Source organism: Pseudoalteromonas sp. RWi3 (genome assembly GCF_054960735.1).
In genome coordinates, this window is record NZ_JBHNYL010000018.1 from 39935 (window position 1) to 59109 (window position 19175).

23 protein-coding genes are annotated in these 19175 nt (G+C 41.0%); 16 read left to right on the top strand and 7 right to left on the bottom strand.

The window, feature by feature from the left end:
• Positions 1 to 8: 8 nt before the first annotated feature.
• The 8 genes from ACFI4Z_RS16985 (at position 9) to ACFI4Z_RS17020 (ending at position 4889) form a co-directional block, all read left to right on the top strand.
• A complete protein-coding gene (locus ACFI4Z_RS16985; RefSeq protein WP_099297178.1) occupies positions 9 to 623 on the top strand; it encodes a YigZ family protein in 615 nt (204 codons plus the stop codon).
• 50 nt (positions 624 to 673) lie between these two features.
• A complete protein-coding gene (locus ACFI4Z_RS16990; RefSeq protein WP_099297180.1) occupies positions 674 to 2125 on the top strand; it encodes a TrkH family potassium uptake protein in 1452 nt (483 codons plus the stop codon).
• Between the two features lie 69 nt (positions 2126 to 2194).
• Complete coding sequence (locus tag ACFI4Z_RS16995) at positions 2195 to 2875, top strand: flagellar brake domain-containing protein (RefSeq protein WP_462671594.1); 681 nt, start codon at positions 2195 to 2197, stop codon at positions 2873 to 2875.
• A gap of 588 nt (positions 2876 to 3463) precedes the next feature.
• Entirely contained in the window at positions 3464 to 3676 is a 213-nt protein-coding gene (locus tag ACFI4Z_RS17000; protein ID WP_462671595.1) for an EF-hand domain-containing protein, read from the top strand.
• A gap of 77 nt (positions 3677 to 3753) precedes the next feature.
• Positions 3754 to 3966, top strand: a complete 213-nt coding sequence (locus ACFI4Z_RS17005; RefSeq protein WP_462671596.1) for an EF-hand domain-containing protein — start codon at positions 3754 to 3756, stop codon at positions 3964 to 3966.
• A gap of 77 nt (positions 3967 to 4043) precedes the next feature.
• Entirely contained in the window at positions 4044 to 4256 is a 213-nt protein-coding gene (locus ACFI4Z_RS17010) for an EF-hand domain-containing protein (RefSeq protein ID WP_462671597.1), read from the top strand.
• A 136-nt stretch (positions 4257 to 4392) separates the two neighbouring features.
• Positions 4393 to 4605 (top strand): EF-hand domain-containing protein, encoded by a 213-nt coding sequence (locus ACFI4Z_RS17015; RefSeq protein ID WP_462671598.1) that lies wholly within the window; start codon positions 4393 to 4395, stop codon positions 4603 to 4605.
• A 68-nt stretch (positions 4606 to 4673) separates the two neighbouring features.
• A complete protein-coding gene (locus ACFI4Z_RS17020) occupies positions 4674 to 4889 on the top strand; it encodes an EF-hand domain-containing protein (protein ID WP_099297190.1) in 216 nt (71 codons plus the stop codon).
• Positions 4890 to 4979: 90 nt separating this feature from the next.
• Here ACFI4Z_RS17020 and ACFI4Z_RS17025 read toward each other — a convergent pair whose 3' ends face one another.
• The 5 genes from ACFI4Z_RS17025 to def form a co-directional block, all read right to left on the bottom strand.
• Entirely contained in the window at positions 4980 to 7130 is a 2151-nt protein-coding gene (locus ACFI4Z_RS17025) for a TonB-dependent siderophore receptor (protein WP_462671599.1), read from the bottom strand.
• A gap of 174 nt (positions 7131 to 7304) precedes the next feature.
• Positions 7305 to 8681, bottom strand: a complete 1377-nt coding sequence (gene trkA / locus ACFI4Z_RS17030; RefSeq protein ID WP_087533881.1) for a Trk system potassium transporter TrkA — start codon at positions 8679 to 8681, stop codon at positions 7305 to 7307.
• 8 nt (positions 8682 to 8689) lie between these two features.
• Positions 8690 to 9988 (bottom strand): 16S rRNA (cytosine(967)-C(5))-methyltransferase RsmB, encoded by a 1299-nt coding sequence (gene rsmB, locus ACFI4Z_RS17035; RefSeq protein ID WP_462671600.1) that lies wholly within the window; start codon positions 9986 to 9988, stop codon positions 8690 to 8692.
• A complete protein-coding gene (gene fmt / locus ACFI4Z_RS17040) occupies positions 9981 to 10934 on the bottom strand; it encodes a methionyl-tRNA formyltransferase (protein ID WP_462671601.1) in 954 nt (317 codons plus the stop codon). Before fmt ends, rsmB begins: the two co-directional genes overlap by 8 nt.
• A gap of 21 nt (positions 10935 to 10955) precedes the next feature.
• Positions 10956 to 11462, bottom strand: a complete 507-nt coding sequence (gene def / locus ACFI4Z_RS17045) for a peptide deformylase (RefSeq protein ID WP_099297198.1) — start codon at positions 11460 to 11462, stop codon at positions 10956 to 10958.
• A 117-nt stretch (positions 11463 to 11579) separates the two neighbouring features.
• Here def and ACFI4Z_RS17050 point away from each other — a divergent pair, with 117 nt between their 5' ends.
• From ACFI4Z_RS17050 to hemF, 6 genes are all read left to right on the top strand, one after another.
• Positions 11580 to 12701, top strand: coding sequence for a LysM peptidoglycan-binding domain-containing protein (locus ACFI4Z_RS17050; RefSeq protein ID WP_462671602.1), 1122 nt, complete (start codon positions 11580 to 11582; stop codon positions 12699 to 12701).
• Between the two features lie 28 nt (positions 12702 to 12729).
• Positions 12730 to 13818 (top strand): DNA-processing protein DprA, encoded by a 1089-nt coding sequence (dprA, locus tag ACFI4Z_RS17055; RefSeq protein ID WP_462671603.1) that lies wholly within the window; start codon positions 12730 to 12732, stop codon positions 13816 to 13818.
• A gap of 1 nt (position 13819) precedes the next feature.
• Positions 13820 to 14293, top strand: coding sequence for a DUF494 family protein (locus ACFI4Z_RS17060; protein ID WP_394193878.1), 474 nt, complete (start codon positions 13820 to 13822; stop codon positions 14291 to 14293).
• 61 nt (positions 14294 to 14354) lie between these two features.
• Positions 14355 to 14927 (top strand): DNA topoisomerase family protein, encoded by a 573-nt coding sequence (locus ACFI4Z_RS17065; protein ID WP_462671604.1) that lies wholly within the window; start codon positions 14355 to 14357, stop codon positions 14925 to 14927.
• 33 nt (positions 14928 to 14960) lie between these two features.
• Positions 14961 to 15527 carry an L-threonylcarbamoyladenylate synthase type 1 TsaC gene (gene tsaC, locus ACFI4Z_RS17070; RefSeq protein ID WP_237114058.1) on the top strand — a complete coding sequence of 189 codons (567 nt, stop codon included), beginning with the start codon at positions 14961 to 14963 and terminating at the stop codon, positions 15525 to 15527.
• Positions 15528 to 15530: 3 nt separating this feature from the next.
• Entirely contained in the window at positions 15531 to 16481 is a 951-nt protein-coding gene (gene hemF, locus ACFI4Z_RS17075) for an oxygen-dependent coproporphyrinogen oxidase (protein ID WP_462671605.1), read from the top strand.
• Positions 16482 to 16544: 63 nt separating this feature from the next.
• Here the strand turns inward: hemF and ACFI4Z_RS17080 are convergent, their stop codons facing one another.
• Positions 16545 to 16982: a group II truncated hemoglobin gene (locus ACFI4Z_RS17080; RefSeq protein ID WP_462671606.1), complete on the bottom strand. Its 438-nt coding sequence runs from the start codon at positions 16980 to 16982 to the stop codon at positions 16545 to 16547.
• Positions 16983 to 17035: 53 nt separating this feature from the next.
• Between ACFI4Z_RS17080 and aroE the strand changes: the two genes are divergently transcribed.
• Together aroE and ACFI4Z_RS17090 are read left to right on the top strand one after the other, a co-directional pair.
• Positions 17036 to 17860, top strand: coding sequence for a shikimate dehydrogenase (gene aroE / locus ACFI4Z_RS17085; protein ID WP_462671607.1), 825 nt, complete (start codon positions 17036 to 17038; stop codon positions 17858 to 17860).
• A complete protein-coding gene (locus tag ACFI4Z_RS17090) occupies positions 17857 to 18111 on the top strand; it encodes a DUF1488 family protein (RefSeq protein ID WP_462671608.1) in 255 nt (84 codons plus the stop codon). Before aroE ends, ACFI4Z_RS17090 begins: the two co-directional genes overlap by 4 nt.
• Positions 18112 to 18373: 262 nt before the next feature.
• Here ACFI4Z_RS17090 and ACFI4Z_RS17095 read toward each other — a convergent pair whose 3' ends face one another.
• Complete coding sequence (locus ACFI4Z_RS17095; protein ID WP_462671609.1) at positions 18374 to 18907, bottom strand: gamma carbonic anhydrase family protein; 534 nt, start codon at positions 18905 to 18907, stop codon at positions 18374 to 18376.
• Between the last annotated feature and the right edge of the window lie 268 nt (positions 18908 to 19175).

A 19175-nucleotide genomic window follows, 5' to 3' on the forward strand; every position in this document is an offset into this window, starting at 1 on the left:
AATAAAGTATGTCAGAATATAAGTACCCCGCAGCCGATGTATTTCATCAAGAAGAAATAAAAAAAAGCACCTTTATTGTGCATATTGCCCACACTCCGGATTTAGCTGCAGCAAAAGCATTTATAAAAAGCATTGAAGAAAAATACGCAGATGCACGGCATAACTGTTGGGCTCATGTAGCAGGTAACCCTGGAGGCAGTCATGTATATGGCTTTTCAGATGATGGAGAGCCTAATGGGACCGCAGGGAAACCAATGCTAAACGTTTTAGTTGGCTCAGGTTTAGGTGAAGTAACTGCGGTCGTTACACGTTATTTTGGGGGCATAAAGTTAGGGACTGGCGGATTGGTGCGCGCCTATGGTGGCTCACTTAATAATGCCTTGGCGCAGCTTAATACTGTAGTAAAAGTGCCCAGTGTAGAACTTATCGGTTTTAGTGATTACAGTATTCAAGGTGCTATTGAGCAATTATTAAAAACAAAATATCAGGTACTTGATATCGAAAAGCAATTTACTGCTAATATTGAATGGGTTATTACTATAGATAGCCGTGAAGCTGCTCAAGCGATTAAAGATATTTATGATTTGAGCCATGGCGCGGTTGAGTTAAAGATCAAAGAGTAAGACAATAACAATAGTTAATAACGATATCTTAAAATAAAAGCGATGGCTCAATGCAATTTCGTACCATAATAAAAATCCTAGGCCAACTTGTCGTACTGTTTAGTATAACAATGGTGCCTCCTGCGGTTGTATCGCTTATTTACAAAGATGGTGGCGGTGTCCCTTTCGTCTTAGCGTTTATTTTCAGTGTTGTTATTGGCTTAATGGCTTATTACCCAAATAGGCAGGAGGATGGAGATTTAAAAGCACGCGAGGGCTTTTTAATTGTTGTCTTGTTTTGGCTGGTACTGGGGGCGTTCGCTTCCATTCCTCTTATTTTTCTAAGTGAACCTAACCTGTCGTTAGCTGATGCGGTATTTGAAGCCTTTTCGGGACTTACAACCACAGGGGCGACCGTATTAACGGGAATTGAGTATTTACCCAAATCGGTATTGTTTTATCGTCAACAATTACAGTGGCTTGGCGGTATGGGGATCATCGTACTAGCGGTGGCTGTACTACCAATGCTTGGAGTTGGTGGCATGCAGCTTTATCGTGCAGAGACTCCAGGGCCGGTAAAAGACTCTAAAATGACGCCGCGTATCGCAGATACGGCAAAACATCTTTGGTATATTTATGTATTTTTGACTGCCAGCTGTTCAGTCGCTTACTGGACTGCGGGGATGGATTGGTTTGATGCTATTTGCCATGCATTTTCTACAATCGCGATAGGAGGCTTCTCAACATACGATGCCTCTATTGGGCACTTTGATAGCCCGTTAATAAACTTTATTTGCGTCGTCTTTCTAATCATCGCAGCAATCAACTTTACTTTGCACTATGCAGCTGTCTCAAGTCGTAATATTGCTGTGTATATTCGCGACCCTGAATTTAAAGTATTTTTGTTTATACAACTTGCGCTGGTGGTCATTTGTTTTACCGTTTTATCATCAAATAATATTTATGCTGATGGTGATGAAACCTTAGATCAGGCTTTATTCCAAGCAGTATCGATGAGTACTACTGCAGGCTTTGCAACAGATAACTTTTCAGCTTGGCCACTGTTTTTACCTATACTATTAATCTTTTCAAGCTTTATAGGGGGATGTGCGGGCTCCACAGGTGGTGGTATGAAAGTCGTTCGTGTATTCCTGCTATACTTACAAGGTGTACGAGAACTCAATCGTCTTGTTCATCCGCGTGCAATTTATTCTATCAAGCTAGGTAGAAAGGCACTACCCGATAAAGTGGTCGAAGCTGTTTGGGGGTTCTTCTCTGCTTATGCGCTTGTATTCGTTATTATCATGTTAGCTCTAATGGGAACGGGCATGGATAACATAACTGCGTTCTCAGCCACTGCTGCTTGTTTAAATAACTTAGGCCCTGGTTTGGGGGAAGTAGCAAGTCATTACGGCGCAGTGAGTGACACGGCAAAATGGCTACTTACCATTGCAATGGTATTTGGCCGGTTAGAGATTTTTACCTTGCTGGTACTGTTTACGCCCACGTTTTGGCGTGGTTAACGCAGCCTTTAAGCTATCTGTTTATCGCTATTTATATAGCTAATTAATATTTAAAAATGGTCAAAGGAAATGCCTGAAACAAAGCAATTACACAATCTAGAGAAACTTGCGTTTATAACCGCAGGTACCTTAGTGGATATTGAAATACTTACGCCGACTAAAAGTAAACGCCTGAAAACAGAGTTTGTAGGGTTACTCAACGACCACTTTGTTGTGCTGAATTACCCATCACCTCGGCGATTAGGCAATGCAGGCGAATACCTCAAAGATGGTACGGTTATTATTGTGCGTGCTGTGCTTGAAAGTGGCGGTGGGCAGGTAATTGCGTTTCGTCAGAAAGTTATGTCAGTTTCTTCTCACCCTAAACGACTCATCTTTTTACATTTTCCAGACCAAGTTCAATTATTTAGTTTGCGATCTCAAACCCGCATACCCACGTTATTACCTGCAACAATTCAGCTCAGCGATGAACACAAATTGAAAGGAGTCATAAAAGACGTATCAATCACCGGAGTAATGTTTGCCCTTAAAAGTGAAGACGACCTGAGTAAACTTAAAGACACTCCTTGCAAAATATTACTCGATGAAAGAGATAACGAAGTGAATGAGTTTTCAGGGCTGATTTGCAGTGTTCGCAGTTTGGCCGATGACACTCTATTGGGTATTCAACTAATAGTGAGTGAAGATGAAATGGACAAATTTATGAAAGACCATTTAATCGATTTATCTATTTTAGAGTCCTTAATATAAAAAGCGATTAGCCTTCGCTATTTAACACAGTAGCGAGGGAGTTATTTTACATAAGTATGATTATTGGTAGTTTATGGGAATAACTATATGGCACGGTAAATCACAGCAATTTACGTTTATTCGTTTGGCCTTATTTCGCTTATTTGCAACAAATTCAGCTTTCCCCAAATAAAATCCCCACAACAAAATGAAAAATGTTTGTTTTTATTTAAAGTATCTATAAATCAATATATTAAATTGTTTTTTATTTTTTAAAATATTCTCCTCTAAAACCTGTTCAGCATAGGTTTATCCCTTTTTAACAAAAACAAACACTAATAATCTTGTTTAGAGTGGCTTTGTGTCTTTTTTATTAATCTTAACTTATTGATTTTTATAACCTTAAATATTCCACCGTAACGTGTGTTGCTAAAAAGCAACAAAAAAATACTATTTTAATATCTGTTTTGTTCAAAAAAACACGCAAGTTATTGTTTTTATTTGTTTTATCAAGGTTGGCATTGAAGTTGTAATACTTAGTTCGAACGAAACGAAAACGTGATTAAGTATTTAATCGCAACGTACATAAACTTTGAAGGAAGATTGATTATGAACACATTAAACAAAACATTAGCACTTATTGCCCTTGCTTCTTCTTCAGCTGCCTTTGCAGCTAGCGATTTCGATACGCTTGATGTAGATGGTAATGGCGCGATCAGTCAAAGCGAAGCATCAGTTGACGCTGCATTAATGAGTCAGTTCAAAACGCTTGATACTGATGGTAACGGCGAGTTATCGAAAGAAGAATTCTCAAAGGCTTAATAGAGCCGCAAGGATGTTAGAAAAGGATTTTCGGTTTTTAAATTAACGCAATATTCAGAGATTGAAGGAATTTTATTATGAACACATTAAACAAAACATTAGCACTTATCGCACTAGCATCTTCATCAGCAGCTTTTGCTGCAACTGATTTCGATACGCTTGACGTAGACGGTAATGGCGCGATCAGTCAAAGCGAAGCATCAGTTGATGCAAAATTAATAAGTCAGTTTAAAACGCTTGATACTGATGGTAACGGCGAGTTATCGAAAGAAGAATTCTCAAAGGCTTAATAGAGCCGCAAGGATGTTAGAAAAGGATTTTCGGTTTTTAAATTAACGCAATATTCAGAGATTGAAGGAATTTTATTATGAACACATTAAACAAAACATTAGCACTTATCGCACTAGCATCTTCATCAGCAGCGTTTGCTGCAACTGATTTCGATACGCTTGACGTAGACGGTAATGGCGCGATCAGTCAAAGCGAAGCATCAGTTGATGCAAAATTAATGAGCCAATTTGCTGAGTTAGACACTGATGGCAATGGTGAGCTTTCTAAAGAAGAGTTCAAAAACGCCTAATGACAATCTACTCAAAGGCTTTAGCGTAATAATTCTGAGTTGCCAAAGACAACCTAAATAGGCAAGGAACCTATGACAAAGAAGCGCAAGGATATAAGCCTAAAGCTAGTTCAATAAACAATGAAGGAATACATAGATGAAAAAGTTTACTAAAACATTAGCCCTAATCGCACTTGCATCTTCATCAGCAGCGTTTGCAGTGACAGACTTTGATACCTTAGACGTTGATGGTAATGGTGTAATAAGCCAAAGCGAAGCAGCGGTTGATGCAACGTTATCAAGCCAATTCAACGAGCTTGATAAAGATGGCAATGGTGAACTTTCTAAACAAGAGTTTTCAGAAGCTTAATATGAATTTTTACGCACAATGGATCTTTGAAAAGGATTTCTTACCTTTATTTGATTAGGAAACAAATTATGAAACATATTAATACAGCACTTGCTATTATCGCCCTTGCTTCTTCATCTGCAGCATTTGCTGCTGTGAGCTTTGACACATTCGATACTAATGGCGATGGCGCGATTAGCCAAAAAGAAGCCTCTGTGAATGCACAGCTAGTTGAGATTTTTTCGGCTTTAGATACTGACCAAAATGGTGAGCTTTCAAAGGAAGAGTTCTCCAAAGTACAGTAATACTGTTTGGTAAAGAAAATACGGTAATTTCACTTCATATACGTTAAAGCAGCTTTACCTTATAAAATAGGCAAAGCTGCTTTTTTATGTTTATAAATTATAGTTAAACTGTAAAGCAAACTTACGGGGGCTGCCATAACGGTACTGATTATAAAAACCGATTTGGTTGTAGTAGGTTTTATCAAATAAATTATCAATATTTAAGCTAACAGACATTTGTGAGTTTATTTGATAACTACTCATAAGGCTTGCGATGCCATAACTTGATTGTTCCACTTCAACTTGACCGTGAACAGGGTTTTTTACTTCATCATAACTACGGCTCTGCCAGCGATAGCCTGCACCAATTTTTAAACCTTCTAAGATGTTGTTTAATTTGTAAGTCGTGAATAACTTAAACTGGTTTTTTGGGTTGGTCGTATTGAGAATATCACCTTCAGGTGTCTCACCTTCGCTGTAAGTGTAACCAAAGTAGCCATCCCACTGGTCACTCAAGGTGCCATTAAGTTCAAACTCAATACCTTGGGTAACTGTACCATCGATAGGTTGGTAAATTGCTTGGAGAGTCTCAGGGATTGTTTCACCCGTGTATTCCCCCACATTGTCTTGCTGAATTTCAAACCCCGATAGTGCAATATCTAAACGCTCGTCCAATAACGAGGCCTTGATACCCAGCTCATAATTTTGACCTTGAATTGGGTCAAGGTAATTGCCATTTTTATCGACCCGACTTTGTGGGGTGAATATATCGGTGTAGTTAGCATAAAGTGCCCAATTATTTGCCAAGCTATAAGTGGCACCTAAATAATTGATCAGTTCGTTATCTAATTCATAATCATGTTCACGACCAAAGTTGTCTTGATTTGTTTGCCACTGATTTAACCGGCTACCTAAAATCAATGAGAATGCATTTGTTAAATTAAGTTGTGAGGCAAAGTACAAAGCATTTTGCTCTGTTGTGCCATAAGAGCCATATGCGGCTGTGGTTTGCCAAGTTGGTTTTGGGTAGTCATAGTTTGGGGCTGTAAAGTCTCCGATGATTTCTGCGTCTTCTTGACCTGGGAAGTAGGGCGTTGCAAAATCTTGCTCCTGGCTATTATAACCAAACATGATTTGGTGACTTTGCTCTAACCAGTTAAATCTACCGGTAAGCTCTATCTCATAGGTACGCTGAATTCGCTTGGCATCGATAAAATTTAATGAGCCTGGTGTCATACCTATATTGGTTTGTGCGTCAGGGTGGCCAGTTGCCCAAAATACATCGTATTCTAGATCGTTGTTACCATAAATATAGCTAGCGCTAAGTTGCCAGTTGGCATTAAAGTTATGATCAATGCGAATAAAGCTATTTAGCGCATTTGTTGTTGAAGAGGACCAGTTCGTTGCTGTTGATGTTTCTCTATCATAGTCAGTGCGTGTACCATCACTATAAAAAATAGGTAAACCGCCAGACATTGTCCCTGTAGGTGTTGTTTTTTGATTATCAATAGCAATAGTGAGCAGTGTATCATCGGTTAAATCAGCTTCAACTATACCGTATAAGGTCGTTTTATCTTGAGAAAACCTATCTTGATATGAGTGCTGATTTTGGTATGCAATAACCGCACGAGCACGTACTGTCTCATTATTATTTAAGCTACCTGATGCATCAACAACACCGCGATAATTTTGCCATGAGCCTACAGAGGCTGAAATGTTGATTTGCTGAGTTGCGGTAGGGCGCTTTCGTATTAAGTTAATTGCTGCGGATGGATTACCTGCACCAAGCATTAATCCTGTTGCACCGCGCACTATTTCTACTCGCTCATAAATAGCTGTATCAGTAAGGTTATCGCCATAGTTAAAGCGAGTATCATAAGTGGTGGCAATACCGTCATATAAAATGCTGGTCACACTAATGCCGCGAGCTGATATAGAAAACTTACCATTATCAGCCTCTCTAGCGTTAATGCCTGTTACGCTGGTTATGGCGTCAATAGCGCTAGTAAGTTGTTGATCAGCCATAAACTCACTTGTTACAGCGACAACAGATTGCGGCGTTTTTAAATGAGATAAATCAAGACCTGTTGCAGAGTTCATGGAGTCAACTTTATAGCCGCCGTGCTTTTCGCCGACAACGGTTAGCTTCTCAATATCGTCATGTGCTTTTGCAGTAACTGATTGAGATAATGTTGAAAATAAAATACCAATGACGCTGCAGTACGTAAGGGAAAATGGTGTTTTTAATACAGGATATAACATCAGAAGAAGTCCATTTTTTATAGATTGATGATATGGAATTAGTTATCCATATAAGAAAGCCCGTCTAAAAATAAGGCACAAGGAGGGTAATAGATTAAACTATTTATGTAAATGGTTTTGAGATTGATTTCTATTTGCCTTTTTGGGTGTGCGTCCCACAAAGGCAAATAATGTTTACAAGAAAATGGCGCTAACTTGGAATAGTTTTTCAACGACAGTGATATGTTTCTTGTCGATTAAGAACATAATAACGTGGTCGCCAGAATGGATGATGGTATCGTCGTGGGCAATGAGTACATCGTCGTTTCGTACAATGGCGCCAATGGTGGTACCAGCAGGGAGTTTTATGTCTGCAATAGCGCGACCAACAACTTTGGAGGTGTGTTCGTCACCATGGGCTACCGCTTCAATTGCTTCTGCAGCACCTTTACGCAGTGAATAAACATTAACAATGTCACCACGGCGTACATGAGTAAGCAATGCGGAGATTGTGGCTTGCTGCGGCGATATCGCAATGTCTATTTCGCCACCTTGTACTAAATCAACGTAAGCACCACGCTGTATTAGCACCATGGTTTTTTGTGCCCCCATGCGTTTTGCTAACATGGCTGACATTATGTTTGCTTCATCATCATTTGTTACTGCGATAAATACATCAACTTGTTCAATGTGCTCTTCAGAGAGGAGCTCTTGATCTGAAGCGTCACCACAAAATACAACGGTGTTGTCGAGTAATTCTGATAATTGTTCGGCGCGTTCCTTACTGCGTTCAAGCAGTTTTACACTGTGGTTTTTTTCAAGCGAGCGGGCGAGTCCTGCACCAATATTACCACCACCTGCGATCATAATTTTTTTGTATGAGCGCTCAAGCTTTTGCAGTTCGTTCATTACTGCGCGAATGTGTTTGGTTGCGGCAAGGAAAAATACTTCATCGTCAGCTTCAATCACGGTGGTACCTAATGGCTTGATGGCTTTACCTTGGCGATAAATAGCCGCTACGCGTGTCTCAACATTAGGAATATGCTCTTTGAGAGCTGAAAGTGCATAGCCGACCAGCAAGCCACCGTAATACGCTTTTACTGCCACTAATGACAGCATGCCATCGCCAAACTGTAATACCTGTAATGCGCCGGGGTAATCGATTAAACGGCGAATATACTTAGTCACCAATTGCTCAGGTGCAATATAGTGATCAACGGGTAAATCGTCGTTTTGGAATAGCTTTTCACGGTACTTTAGGTATTGCTCAGAACGAATGCGGGCAATTTTAGTGGGTGTATTAAAAATACTGTAAGCCACTTGGCAGGCTACCATGTTGACTTCGTCTGAACTGGTTACTGCAATGATCATATCGGCGTCTTCAGCACCAGCCCTGCGTAATACATCTGGGTGTGCGCTGTGGCCAGTAACACCTTGTAGGTCGTACTTGTCTTGTAACTCACGTAAGCGGTTGCCATCTATATCAACAACCGTTATTTCGTTTTGTTCACCTACTAAGTTTTCAGCGAGTGTGCCGCCTACTTGCCCGGCGCCGAGTATGATTATTTTCATTATTTATCTTATGACTGTTTTTTTACAAGCTTGGCATAATAAAACCCATCACTTTCGCCTGGTAGTAATTGTAAGCCTGGGTTTGTGGCGGTGTCGTTATCATGCAAAGGTATATGTTCAACATCTGTGTTATTTGCTAAAAATTTAGCAACTTGCTGTTGATTCTCAAGTGGTAATACTGAGCAGGTTGCGTAAATTAATGTGCCACCTGGTTTTAGTAAAGGCCAGATGCTATCTAAAATATCACCTTGTAGCGCAGCCAAGTCGTTAATATCTGACGCGCGACGTAGCCATTTGATATCTGGATGACGACGAATAACGCCAGTCGCAGAGCAAGGTACATCTAATAAAATGCGGTCAAACTGTTGCTCATCCCACCATGTATGTGGCTGCGATGCATCTGCACATTGTAAGTCTGCACCTAAACCGATACGCGTTAAGTTTTGCTTTACACGTTCAAGGCGGGTTGCATCGCTATCAAGGGCTAGTACATCGGCGTCGGCGAGCTCTAAAATATGGCAGGTTTTACCGCCAGGCGCTGCACAGGCATCAAGTATATGTTCACCATCTTTTGGATCTAATAAGCGCGCAGCTAATTGAGCTGCCGCATCTTGTACTGAGCAAGCGCCAGTATCAAACTCAGGCAGCGAGAATACATCGCGTGGCTTATCTAGTTTAATACCATCAACAAAGTCAGGGTTTACTGTGTGTTCAATATCATTCGCGCTGAGCATTTCACTGTATTCGCTGGTGCTGTATTGCGCTTGATTCACACGTAGCCACATCGGAGCTTGTAGCTGGTTGGCCTCTAAAATTTGTTCCCATTGCTCAGGGTAAGCCTCTGTGACTTGCTTGATAAACCAGTTTGGGTGATTGTATAAACATACCGGAATTTGTTTGGCTTTTTCTTCAAGCTCACTTTGTTGGCGTTGAAAACTACGTAAAATAGCGTTGATCAGGCCTTTCAAACCAAGCGCTCGAAGTTGTGCTAAAGCATTCACCGTTTCGCTGATCGCGGCATGTGGCGGAACTCGCATATGTTGTAGTTGGTAAATGCCCACATACAACAAAAACTGGAATATACGGCGCTTACCTTTTAGCGGTTGCTCCACTAAATGTTGGCAATAATTCTCTAAACTCGGCAGGTAACGTAACACGCCATAGCAAATCTGCTGTAATAAGGCTTTATCTTTAGGTGATAGGCCTTGGCTTGCAAAAGGGAGCTCTTGATTAAGTGATGCGCCCTTATCGACTACGTTATATAAAGTTTCTGCGGCAAGCGCGCGTACGTTTGGAACATTACTCATTATTTTCGCCTAAGACGCTGCCTGGAGTAACCCAGTCACTGCGACCGTTTAAAAAGTCTGTAACAGCCATTGGTTTTTTACCTTGTGGCTGTAATTGGGTTATTTTTAGCGCGTGTGTGCCACAAGCGACTACAATACCGTGTTTGTCACTGTGTAAAATAGTGCCTGGCGTGCCTTGTTGCTCAACCACATCGGCTTGATAAATTTTTACTGTGTTCTCGCCCATTTGAGTAAAGCAGACAGGCCAAGGATTGAATGCACGAATATTACGCTCAATTTGTGTAGCATCCATAGACCAATCAATATTAGCTTCATCTTTTGACAGCTTTTTGGCGTAATTGGCTAATTCGTCATCTTGTACTTGTGGGGTTATCTCACCGTTGGCTAATTTGGCTATGGTTTCAACAAGTGCCGTTGGGCCTAACTCCGCTAGTTTAGTATATAAACTTGCGCTGGTTTCAGTAGCATCAATAGGGCAGCGGCTTATATGTAGCATATCACCGGTATCTAGCCCTTCGTCCATTTGCATTATGGTTACACCAGTTTCATCGTCGCCCGCCCAAATCGCTCGCTGGATCGGTGCTGCACCACGCCAGCGTGGTAAAATTGAACCATGTACATTTAAACAACCAAGGCGTGGAGCCTCTAAAATTGCTTTTGGCAGTAAAAGTCCGTATGCAACGACGATCATGATATCTGCATTTAAGCTGCTTAATTCACTTAATGCATCGTCATTTTTTAGTGACGCAGGTTGAAATACAGGTAAGTCATTGGCTAAAGCAAGCTCTTTAACCTCGCTGGCTTTTAGTTTTTTTCCGCGTCCTGCAGGGCGGTCTGGTTGACTATAAACACCAACAACGTGATGTTCTGAATCAATAAGAGCTTGTAAATGGCGCGCAGCAAAGTCCGGCGTACCAGCAAAAATAATGCGTAGTGGTTTTGTCACTGAGTTTTCCTAAGGTGCTTATTACTGTGCTGCAAATTTAGCTTCTTTTTCAAGCTTTTTACGAATACGTTGGCGCTTTAATGGTGATAAGTAATCAATAAACAACTTGCCTTTAAGGTGATCAAGCTCATGTTGAATACAGATCGCTAAAAGCTCATCGGCATCTAGGCTGTATTCTTCACCTTTTTCATTAAGTGCACTAACCGTTACGGTTTCTGCGCGATCTACTTTTGCGTATGAATGCGGCACTGATAAACAGCCTTCTTCACTCACTGTTGCGCCATCTTGCTTGGTAATCACTGGGTTAATTAAAACCAATGGTTCGTTGCGTTCTTCTGATACATCGATCACCACAATACGTCGATGAATATCAACTTGTGTGGCAGCAAGGCCTATGCCATTTTCGTCATACATTGTTTCTAGCATGTCTTTAACTATTTGACGAACTTCGTCGTCAACGCTTGCTACGTCTTTAGCAACAGTACGTAAACGCTCATCTGGAAATCTTAAAACTTCTAACCTAGCCATAGTAACCTTTTCACTTGTGCATAATATAGGGTATTGTATGCTCTTATTTTAGCCATTCGCGTTCACCTTTAACAGGTTTTGGTTGATAATAATGAAAAAACACCACAAGGAAGCCCAATGAAATACCCGTTTTTAGCCGCTGTGCTGATATTAAGCTCTGCATTTTCATCTCATGCAGATGTTTTATCAATTAAAAAAGATGCGCCTAAACAATATGTTGTGAAAAAAGGTGACACATTATGGGATATTTCGGGTATCTATTTGAGCGAGCCTTGGTTGTGGCCAGAACTGTGGCAAATGAACCCACAAATTAATAACCCGCACTTAATTTATCCCGGTGATGCACTCTCTTTAATTTATGATGAGCATGGAAATCCACGCTTAGTGATTAACACTGGCTATAAAAAGCTTTCTCCGCAGGGGCGTATAACGCCTAAAGGTAAAAATGCGATTCCTACATTGCCGCTTGAACTACTTCGTCCTTACTTAACCTATGAACAGGCGATTAGTGGTGAGCAAATTGCTGGTTTACCTTACATTTTAGGCGCGAACGAGAACACTAAAATGAATACGTTGGGTCACATCGTTTACGTTAAAGGTAACCTTAATAAGCATGAAAGTTATGCCATTTACCGAAAAGGCAAACCATATAAAGATATTGATAGCGATGAAGTGCTTGCTTATAAATCTGTGTTAGTCGGCGTGGGGCGTGCATTTAGATCAGGTGATATTGAAAATGGCGTGCCGGCTTCAGTAAAGGTAGAAAGCGTCAAACAAGAAATTAGAGCCACAGACTTTTTATTACCAGCAATGGAAGGACAAACTCTTCCTGCATTCTTTAATATGAAGCGCCCAGAACAACCCATTGAGGGAAATATTATTTCTGCAGTAACTGAGCTGCGAGAATTTAGCACGATGGATATAGTAGTGCTAAACTTGGGGTCAGAGCAGCAAATTAAAGCGGGCCATATTTTAGATATAGAGCGTCAGTCGCCAACTGTTTTTGATGGCCGAAATGGCCCTCGATACAAAGAAGATTCGAACAGCCTTGAAAAGCTTATTACAAATACGAGCGAGTTTTTGGGTGTCGAAGCAGATAAAGATGCGACTGTTTGGCATATGCCTAAAGAAAAAGTCGGTGAGCTAATGGTGTTTAAAGTATACGACAAAGTTAGCTATGCCTTAATAGTGAAAAACCAGCACCCAATCCGAGTCGGTGATTTTGCAGTAATAAATTAAACAGGTTTGAGTGCTCTAAGGAGAGAGCATGGAACAGTCATACGGCAAGCTAACACATTGGCTTGTATTTTATTTATGCAAAGGTCTGGGTGTTAAAACGCTGTTGGCACTCGCTGAAAAAGTGCCATTAGAAAATCTCGCAGGCTTATCTTATCAGCAACTGCTTGAATCAGGCCTCAACCAGCAAGTCGCTACAAATTTGGTGGCAACGGATTGGCAACTTGTTGAGCACTACGAAAAACTAATATTAGCTTCCGACATTGAAGTTATTAGTTATTTTGATTCGCGTTATCCGCCATTGTTAAAACAGATTGCCAGCGCCCCATTATTACTATTTTGTCGTGGTGACTTGGCGCTTTTAACCAGTCCACAAATAGCCATCGTCGGCAGCCGAAATGCAACGCCCATCGGGCTCGAAATAGCCGCTCAATTTGCACATCAGCTCAGCGAAGCCAATTTAACTGTTACATCAGGTATGGCGCTGGGCATTGACGGTGCAGCTCACAAAGGCGCACTCGCCGGAACGGGAAACACCATTGCAGTATTAGGTACCGGTGTGGATGTTTACTACCCTAAACGGCATAAGCTTTTAACTGATCAAGTATTAAATAGTGGCTTATTAGTCAGTGAGTTTTTACCAGGAACAGCTGCCAATGCGAATAATTTTCCGCGTCGTAATCGTATTATATCTGGGTTATCCCTAGGGGTTTTAATTGTGGAAGCTGAGATTAAAAGTGGCTCGTTAATTACCGTTCGATATGCACTTGAGCAAAATAAAGAGGTGTTTGCAGTACCCGGCTCTATTAAAAATCCACTATCACAAGCGAGTCATTTTTTAATAAAACAGGGGGCAAAGTTAGTCGAAAATGTTAGTGATATTTTAGAGGAAGTGAGCTTTTTTGGTCAAAACAGTCTATATAATATAGATGAGCCTGTTGAAAATAAGCCTGAATGCGACGTACTGAAAAGCGTAGGTTTTGAAGTTACACCGGTTGATGTAATTGCTCGACGCTGCCAATGGTCGATTGAGAAAGTGCAGACTCGTTTACTTGACTTGGAATTAGATGACAAAGTAGAGCGAGTTTTAGACGGCTATATCAAATTGGGAGGAAACTAATATGTTCGATATCCTCATGTATTTGTTTGAAAACTATATTCATAGTGAAGCTGAAGTCTTTGTTGAGCAAAATGAGCTCACCGATGAGCTATTGCGCGCAGGCTTTAATAAACCCGAAATCTTCAAAGCTCTTGATTGGCTAGAGCAACTCGCAGACTTACAACACAGTGATGAAGTTCCTTATTTAAATGCTTACCCGCAACACGCTGTGCGTATTTTTACTGATAGTGAGTGTCAGATGCTTAGTACACAATGCCGTGGATTTCTAATGTTTGTAGAGCAAATAGGTGTAATCAATAATGAAACCAGAGAAATGGTAATGGATCGGTTGTTTGCTTTAGATAAACCTTATATCGGCCTAGATGACTTAAAATGGGTGGTGTTAATGGTGCTCTTTAATGTGCCAGGCTCTGAGTTAGCTTATTCGCAAATGGAAGATCTTATTTTTGATGAGCCAGCAGAGGTATTACATTAGCTTGTATCTTTAATTAGTTTGGGTATATTAGGCGAAAATTAGCCAGTCGCTTTGGAATCACATGAGTAAAATAGATCATTCGCTTTTCTCTGCTAATCAGCATGCCCTCGAAAAAGAAGTCGAAATTTGCCCTCAATGTGGTTCTGAATTAGTGATCCGTAACAGTAAAAGCGGGCCTTTTCTAGGTTGTGCAAGCTATCCTAAATGTGATTTTATTCGCCCTCTAGCTCAACACGATACTCAGCAAATAAAAGTACTTGATGACAGTCCGTGCCCAGAATGTGGTAATCCGCTGGTGGTTAAAAATGGCCGTTACGGTATGTTTATTGGTTGTACCGGCTATCCCGAGTGCCATTACATTGTTCACGATGAAAAAGAGCCCGATGCTGAAGTGTTACCTGCTTGCCCTAAATGTAAAAAAGGGCAGTTAGTTGCGCGTAGTAATAAGTTTGGTAAAACTTTTTATTGCTGTGATAGCTACCCAAGCTGTAAATACACCCTTAATTTTAAACCTATTGAGCACACTTGCCCTGAGTGCCTGTGGCCAGTCATGATGCAAAAGCAAATGACCAACAGCGTTGTGTTACAATGCCCACAGAAAAGTTGCTCGCATAAAATCACTGTCAGCGAGTAAAACGCTTAACTTTTATTGTATTTGGAGATTTGTGTGACAGATCCAATCCCTTCACCTTTAACTGTTGTTGATGCATTAAAGCAAGGTGGTGTAATTGTTTACCCAACTGAAGCTGTATTTGGCTTAGGTTGCGACCCCGATAACCAACAGGCCGTAGCAAGCTTATTAGCAATTAAACAGCGTCCAGTCGAAAAAGGGCTGATTTTAATTGCTGACAATTATGGTCAGTTATTAAAATATATTGATGATGCAAAAATCCCAATGGATAAGCGAGCTGATATTTTCTCTAGCTGGCCAGGTGCGATTACCTGGGTGATGCCTGCAGCTAAAAATACACCTAAATGGCTAACCGGACAGTTTGATACTATTGCTGTGCGTGTAACTGATCACCCTACAGTAAAGCGCTTGTGTCAGGAGCTAGGTAAGCCTTTGGTTTCAACCAGTGCTAATTTATCTGGACAAGAGACGGTCACCAGTATAGCAATGGCTAAAAGTGAGTTTGCTGAGCAGGTTGCCTTTTATGTCGATGAACCGCTTGGCGGCAATACACAACCTAGCACCATTAAAGACGTAATGACCGGCAAAGTATTTAGAGGATAAGCAATGCACAGTAACCTACTCGAACAAGTAAAAACCTATTTAATGGCATTGCAAGACAGCATTTGCCAAGGCTTAGAACAAGTTGATGGCAGCGCTAAGTTTGTTGAAGATAGTTGGCAGCGAGCTGAAGGTGGCGGTGGTCGCACTCGGGTTATTCGTGATGGTCATGTTATTGAACAAGGTGGTGTTAACTACTCGCATGTTTTTGGCGCTTCTATGCCTGCATCTGCAACGGCGCATCGCCCTGAGCTTGCTGGTCGAAGTTTTCACGCTTGTGGTGTTTCACTGGTTATTCATCCTAAAAACCCACACATTCCAACGAGCCACGCGAATGTACGCTTTTTTATTGCTGAAAAAGAAGGGGAACAGCCTATTTGGTGGTTTGGTGGCGGCTTTGATTTAACGCCTTTTTACCCAGTGTTTGACGATGTTAAGCATTGGCACCAAGTTGCGAGTGACCTTTGTGCGCCATTTGGTGATGACGTATACCCGAAATATAAAAAGTGGTGTGATGAATATTTTTATATTAAGCATCGCGACGAAACACGGGGTGTTGGTGGTTTATTCTTTGATGATCTTAATGAACAAGGGTTTGAAGAGAGCTTCGCCTTTATGCAAGCGGTTGGTAATGGTTTTCTTAATGCTTATTTACCGATTATTGAACGACGTAAAAACGACGAGTACACTCAGCAACAACGTGACTTCCAATTATATCGTCGTGGTCGTTATGTTGAGTTTAACCTTGTTTGGGACAGAGGAACTTTGTTTGGCTTACAAACAGGAGGCCGAACTGAATCCATTTTAATGTCGATGCCACCACTTGCTCGCTGGGAGTATAATTATAAACCAGAGGCTGACAGTGCTGAAGCGAAGTTATATCAATATTACTTACGCCCCCAAGGTTGGCTAAATAGTCAACCAAGTGAGTTGATAGCAAGAGAATGGCAGTTATAAGAATTACACAGTAATCAAAAAGGCGCTAATTAGCGCCTTTTTGTATAAGAGCTAAATAAAAGTTTAATGCTGGTTAATCATGTGGCTGGCTAATTGTGCTAAAGATTTACGCAGCCCTTCACGCAGTAATGGATTATCAATCTCAGCATCTAACGCCTTGTTCATGCAATGCATCCATTGATCGCGTAAGTCCTGATCAATATGGAACGGCATATGGCGTTTTCGTAGCATCGGATGGCCGTGCTTTTCTACAAACAAGTCTGGGCCGCCTAACCAACCTGATAAAAACTCAAAAAATACTTGGCGTATACGGTCTAATGGCTGAGGATGCATATCATATAACGGTTTGGCGTATTCATCGCTCGCCATTATATCGTAGAATCTATCAGACAGAGCACGTGCACCTTTTTCACCGCCCATCATCTGATAAGGTGTTTTTTCTGGCGTGGGGGCTTGTTGTGGCTCTGCTGGTTTCGATTTTGAGAAAAGTCGTCTAATCATAATTTTATCATCGTTAATTAACAGTGTTTACTGTGCAAAGAGGTTGCTTGAACATGGACAAATATGCGGTTTTTGGAAACCCAATCGAACACTCAAAATCACCCGCTATACATACGCAATTTGCAACCTCGTTAGGTGAGCAAATTGATTACCGCGCAATATTAGCACCGATTGATGGCTTTAAAAAATCAGTGACTGACTTTTTTGCTCAAGGTGGGCTGGGAGCGAATGTAACCATGCCATTTAAAGAGCAAGCATTTGAACTGGTCGACGAGCGTACAGAACTCGCTAAAATTGTTGGTGCAGTAAATACCATTAAATTACTTGATGATGGCCGCTTACTTGGTGATAACACCGATGGTGTAGGATTTGTAAATGACTTACTAGCAAACAAAGTTGCTATAAAAGATAAGCAAATACTGTTAATTGGTGCTGGTGGTGCTGCCCGTGGCGTGGTGTTGCCGCTTTTAGCTCAGCAGCCTAGTGAAATTGTTATTGTGAATCGTACAGCCGTAAAAGCAAATACACTGGCTGAGCTATTTTCTAAATACGGCAAAGTTATTGGTTACGGATTTGATGATTTACCAGAAGGTGATTACTCGCTAATTATTAACTCAACATCCAGTAGTGTGCATAATGAGTTGCCAGGGCTTGATAAAAAACACCTTAATCACTGTGATTGCGCTTATGATATGTTCTATTCGCTTAAAAACACTTTATTTATGCAGTGGGCTCAAGATACTAAACCAAATATTTCAGTATTAGATGGCAGTGGTATGTTAGTTGGCCAAGCCGCACAAGCATATTATGTGTGGCGCAATAAAATGCCAGAGATACTACCCGTCGTTAGTGCATTAAAAGCTGGGGAGCTTACATGAATCAAGCAATTCAATTTATAGATAGAGTCGAATTTGATGATCAAACTCAGCTATTAACCTTTTATGCGCAAGTTAGCGGACTCATGGTTGAGTGTATTGTGAATATGCAAAGCTTATTAATCTCAGACATGGCAGCGGCAAAACAACATTTTGAATCACTGCGTTTTGACTATGAAGAACTTGCTGAGCAACTCATCGAAGATGAAGAGTATAACTCAGCTGGACAAATTGAAATAACGGCACTTACTTAGAGTCTGTTGACCTTAGCGGATTAAAATTTGTTCAAACTAGGGGTTGTTTAATCGCAGCACGAGGTTTGTAACCTAGTGGGCTAAGTAAAAACCGAGCAGCAAAGAGTAAATTTTCCCTAGACAGAACCCTTCGGGCAGCGCCTGTTTGGCATTAATGCGGCGTTATCGCCTCTTTATGGGGAACAACCACACTACAAAGGCGCTGTCTTGCCTAAATACCAAACAGGCTGCTGCAAATTCAATCTTGAAAGGTCAATAGACTCTAGCTTTCTGCTAAATACTCGTCTTTTAGCTCAACATAATTATTGGCAGATATTTTTAAAAAGCTAAGCTCTTGCTCTGTTAAAGGGCGGGCTTGCTTAACAGGGCTACCAACATAAAGGTAGCCTGATTCTAGACGTTTATTAGGAGGGACTAATGAGCCACCACCTATAATTATATCATCTTCGACAATAGCATTATCCATAACAATAGCGCCCATACCAACTAAGATACGATTACCTAAACGACACCCGTGTAACATTACTTTATGACCAACTGTAACATCGTCGCCAATAACGAGAGGGTAACCATCTGGGTTGCTTTTACTTGAGCGAGTTAAATGCAACACGCTGCCATCTTGTATATTGGTACGCTCACCAATTCGGATATAGTTTACATCGCCCCGAGCCGCGACTAATGGCCAAACACTGCTGTGGTCACCCAGTGTAATATCACCGACCAATACTGCTGATTCATCTATATAGACAGATTGATTAAAAGTAGGAGTAACTCCTTTATAAGAACGGATAGTCATAGAACACCTAATGAAATAAAAGCTATTAAAGCTGATGATAGCAGTAGAGCCTATAAAATGGCCAGAGAGGAAGTGAATTGACTACTAAACTAGCGGTTTTAAGGTGTTTCGGTCGTAAATCGAGCGAACAGCACTTTATTTCAAGTTTTCTTTAAAAAATGCTTGCGTAAAAATCTGTTCTCCCTATAATGCGACCCCACTGAGACGGCAGAGCAGGCAACGCTTAGCGAGGCAAGCAGCTAATCAGTAAGTCGAGTAAAACTTGAGC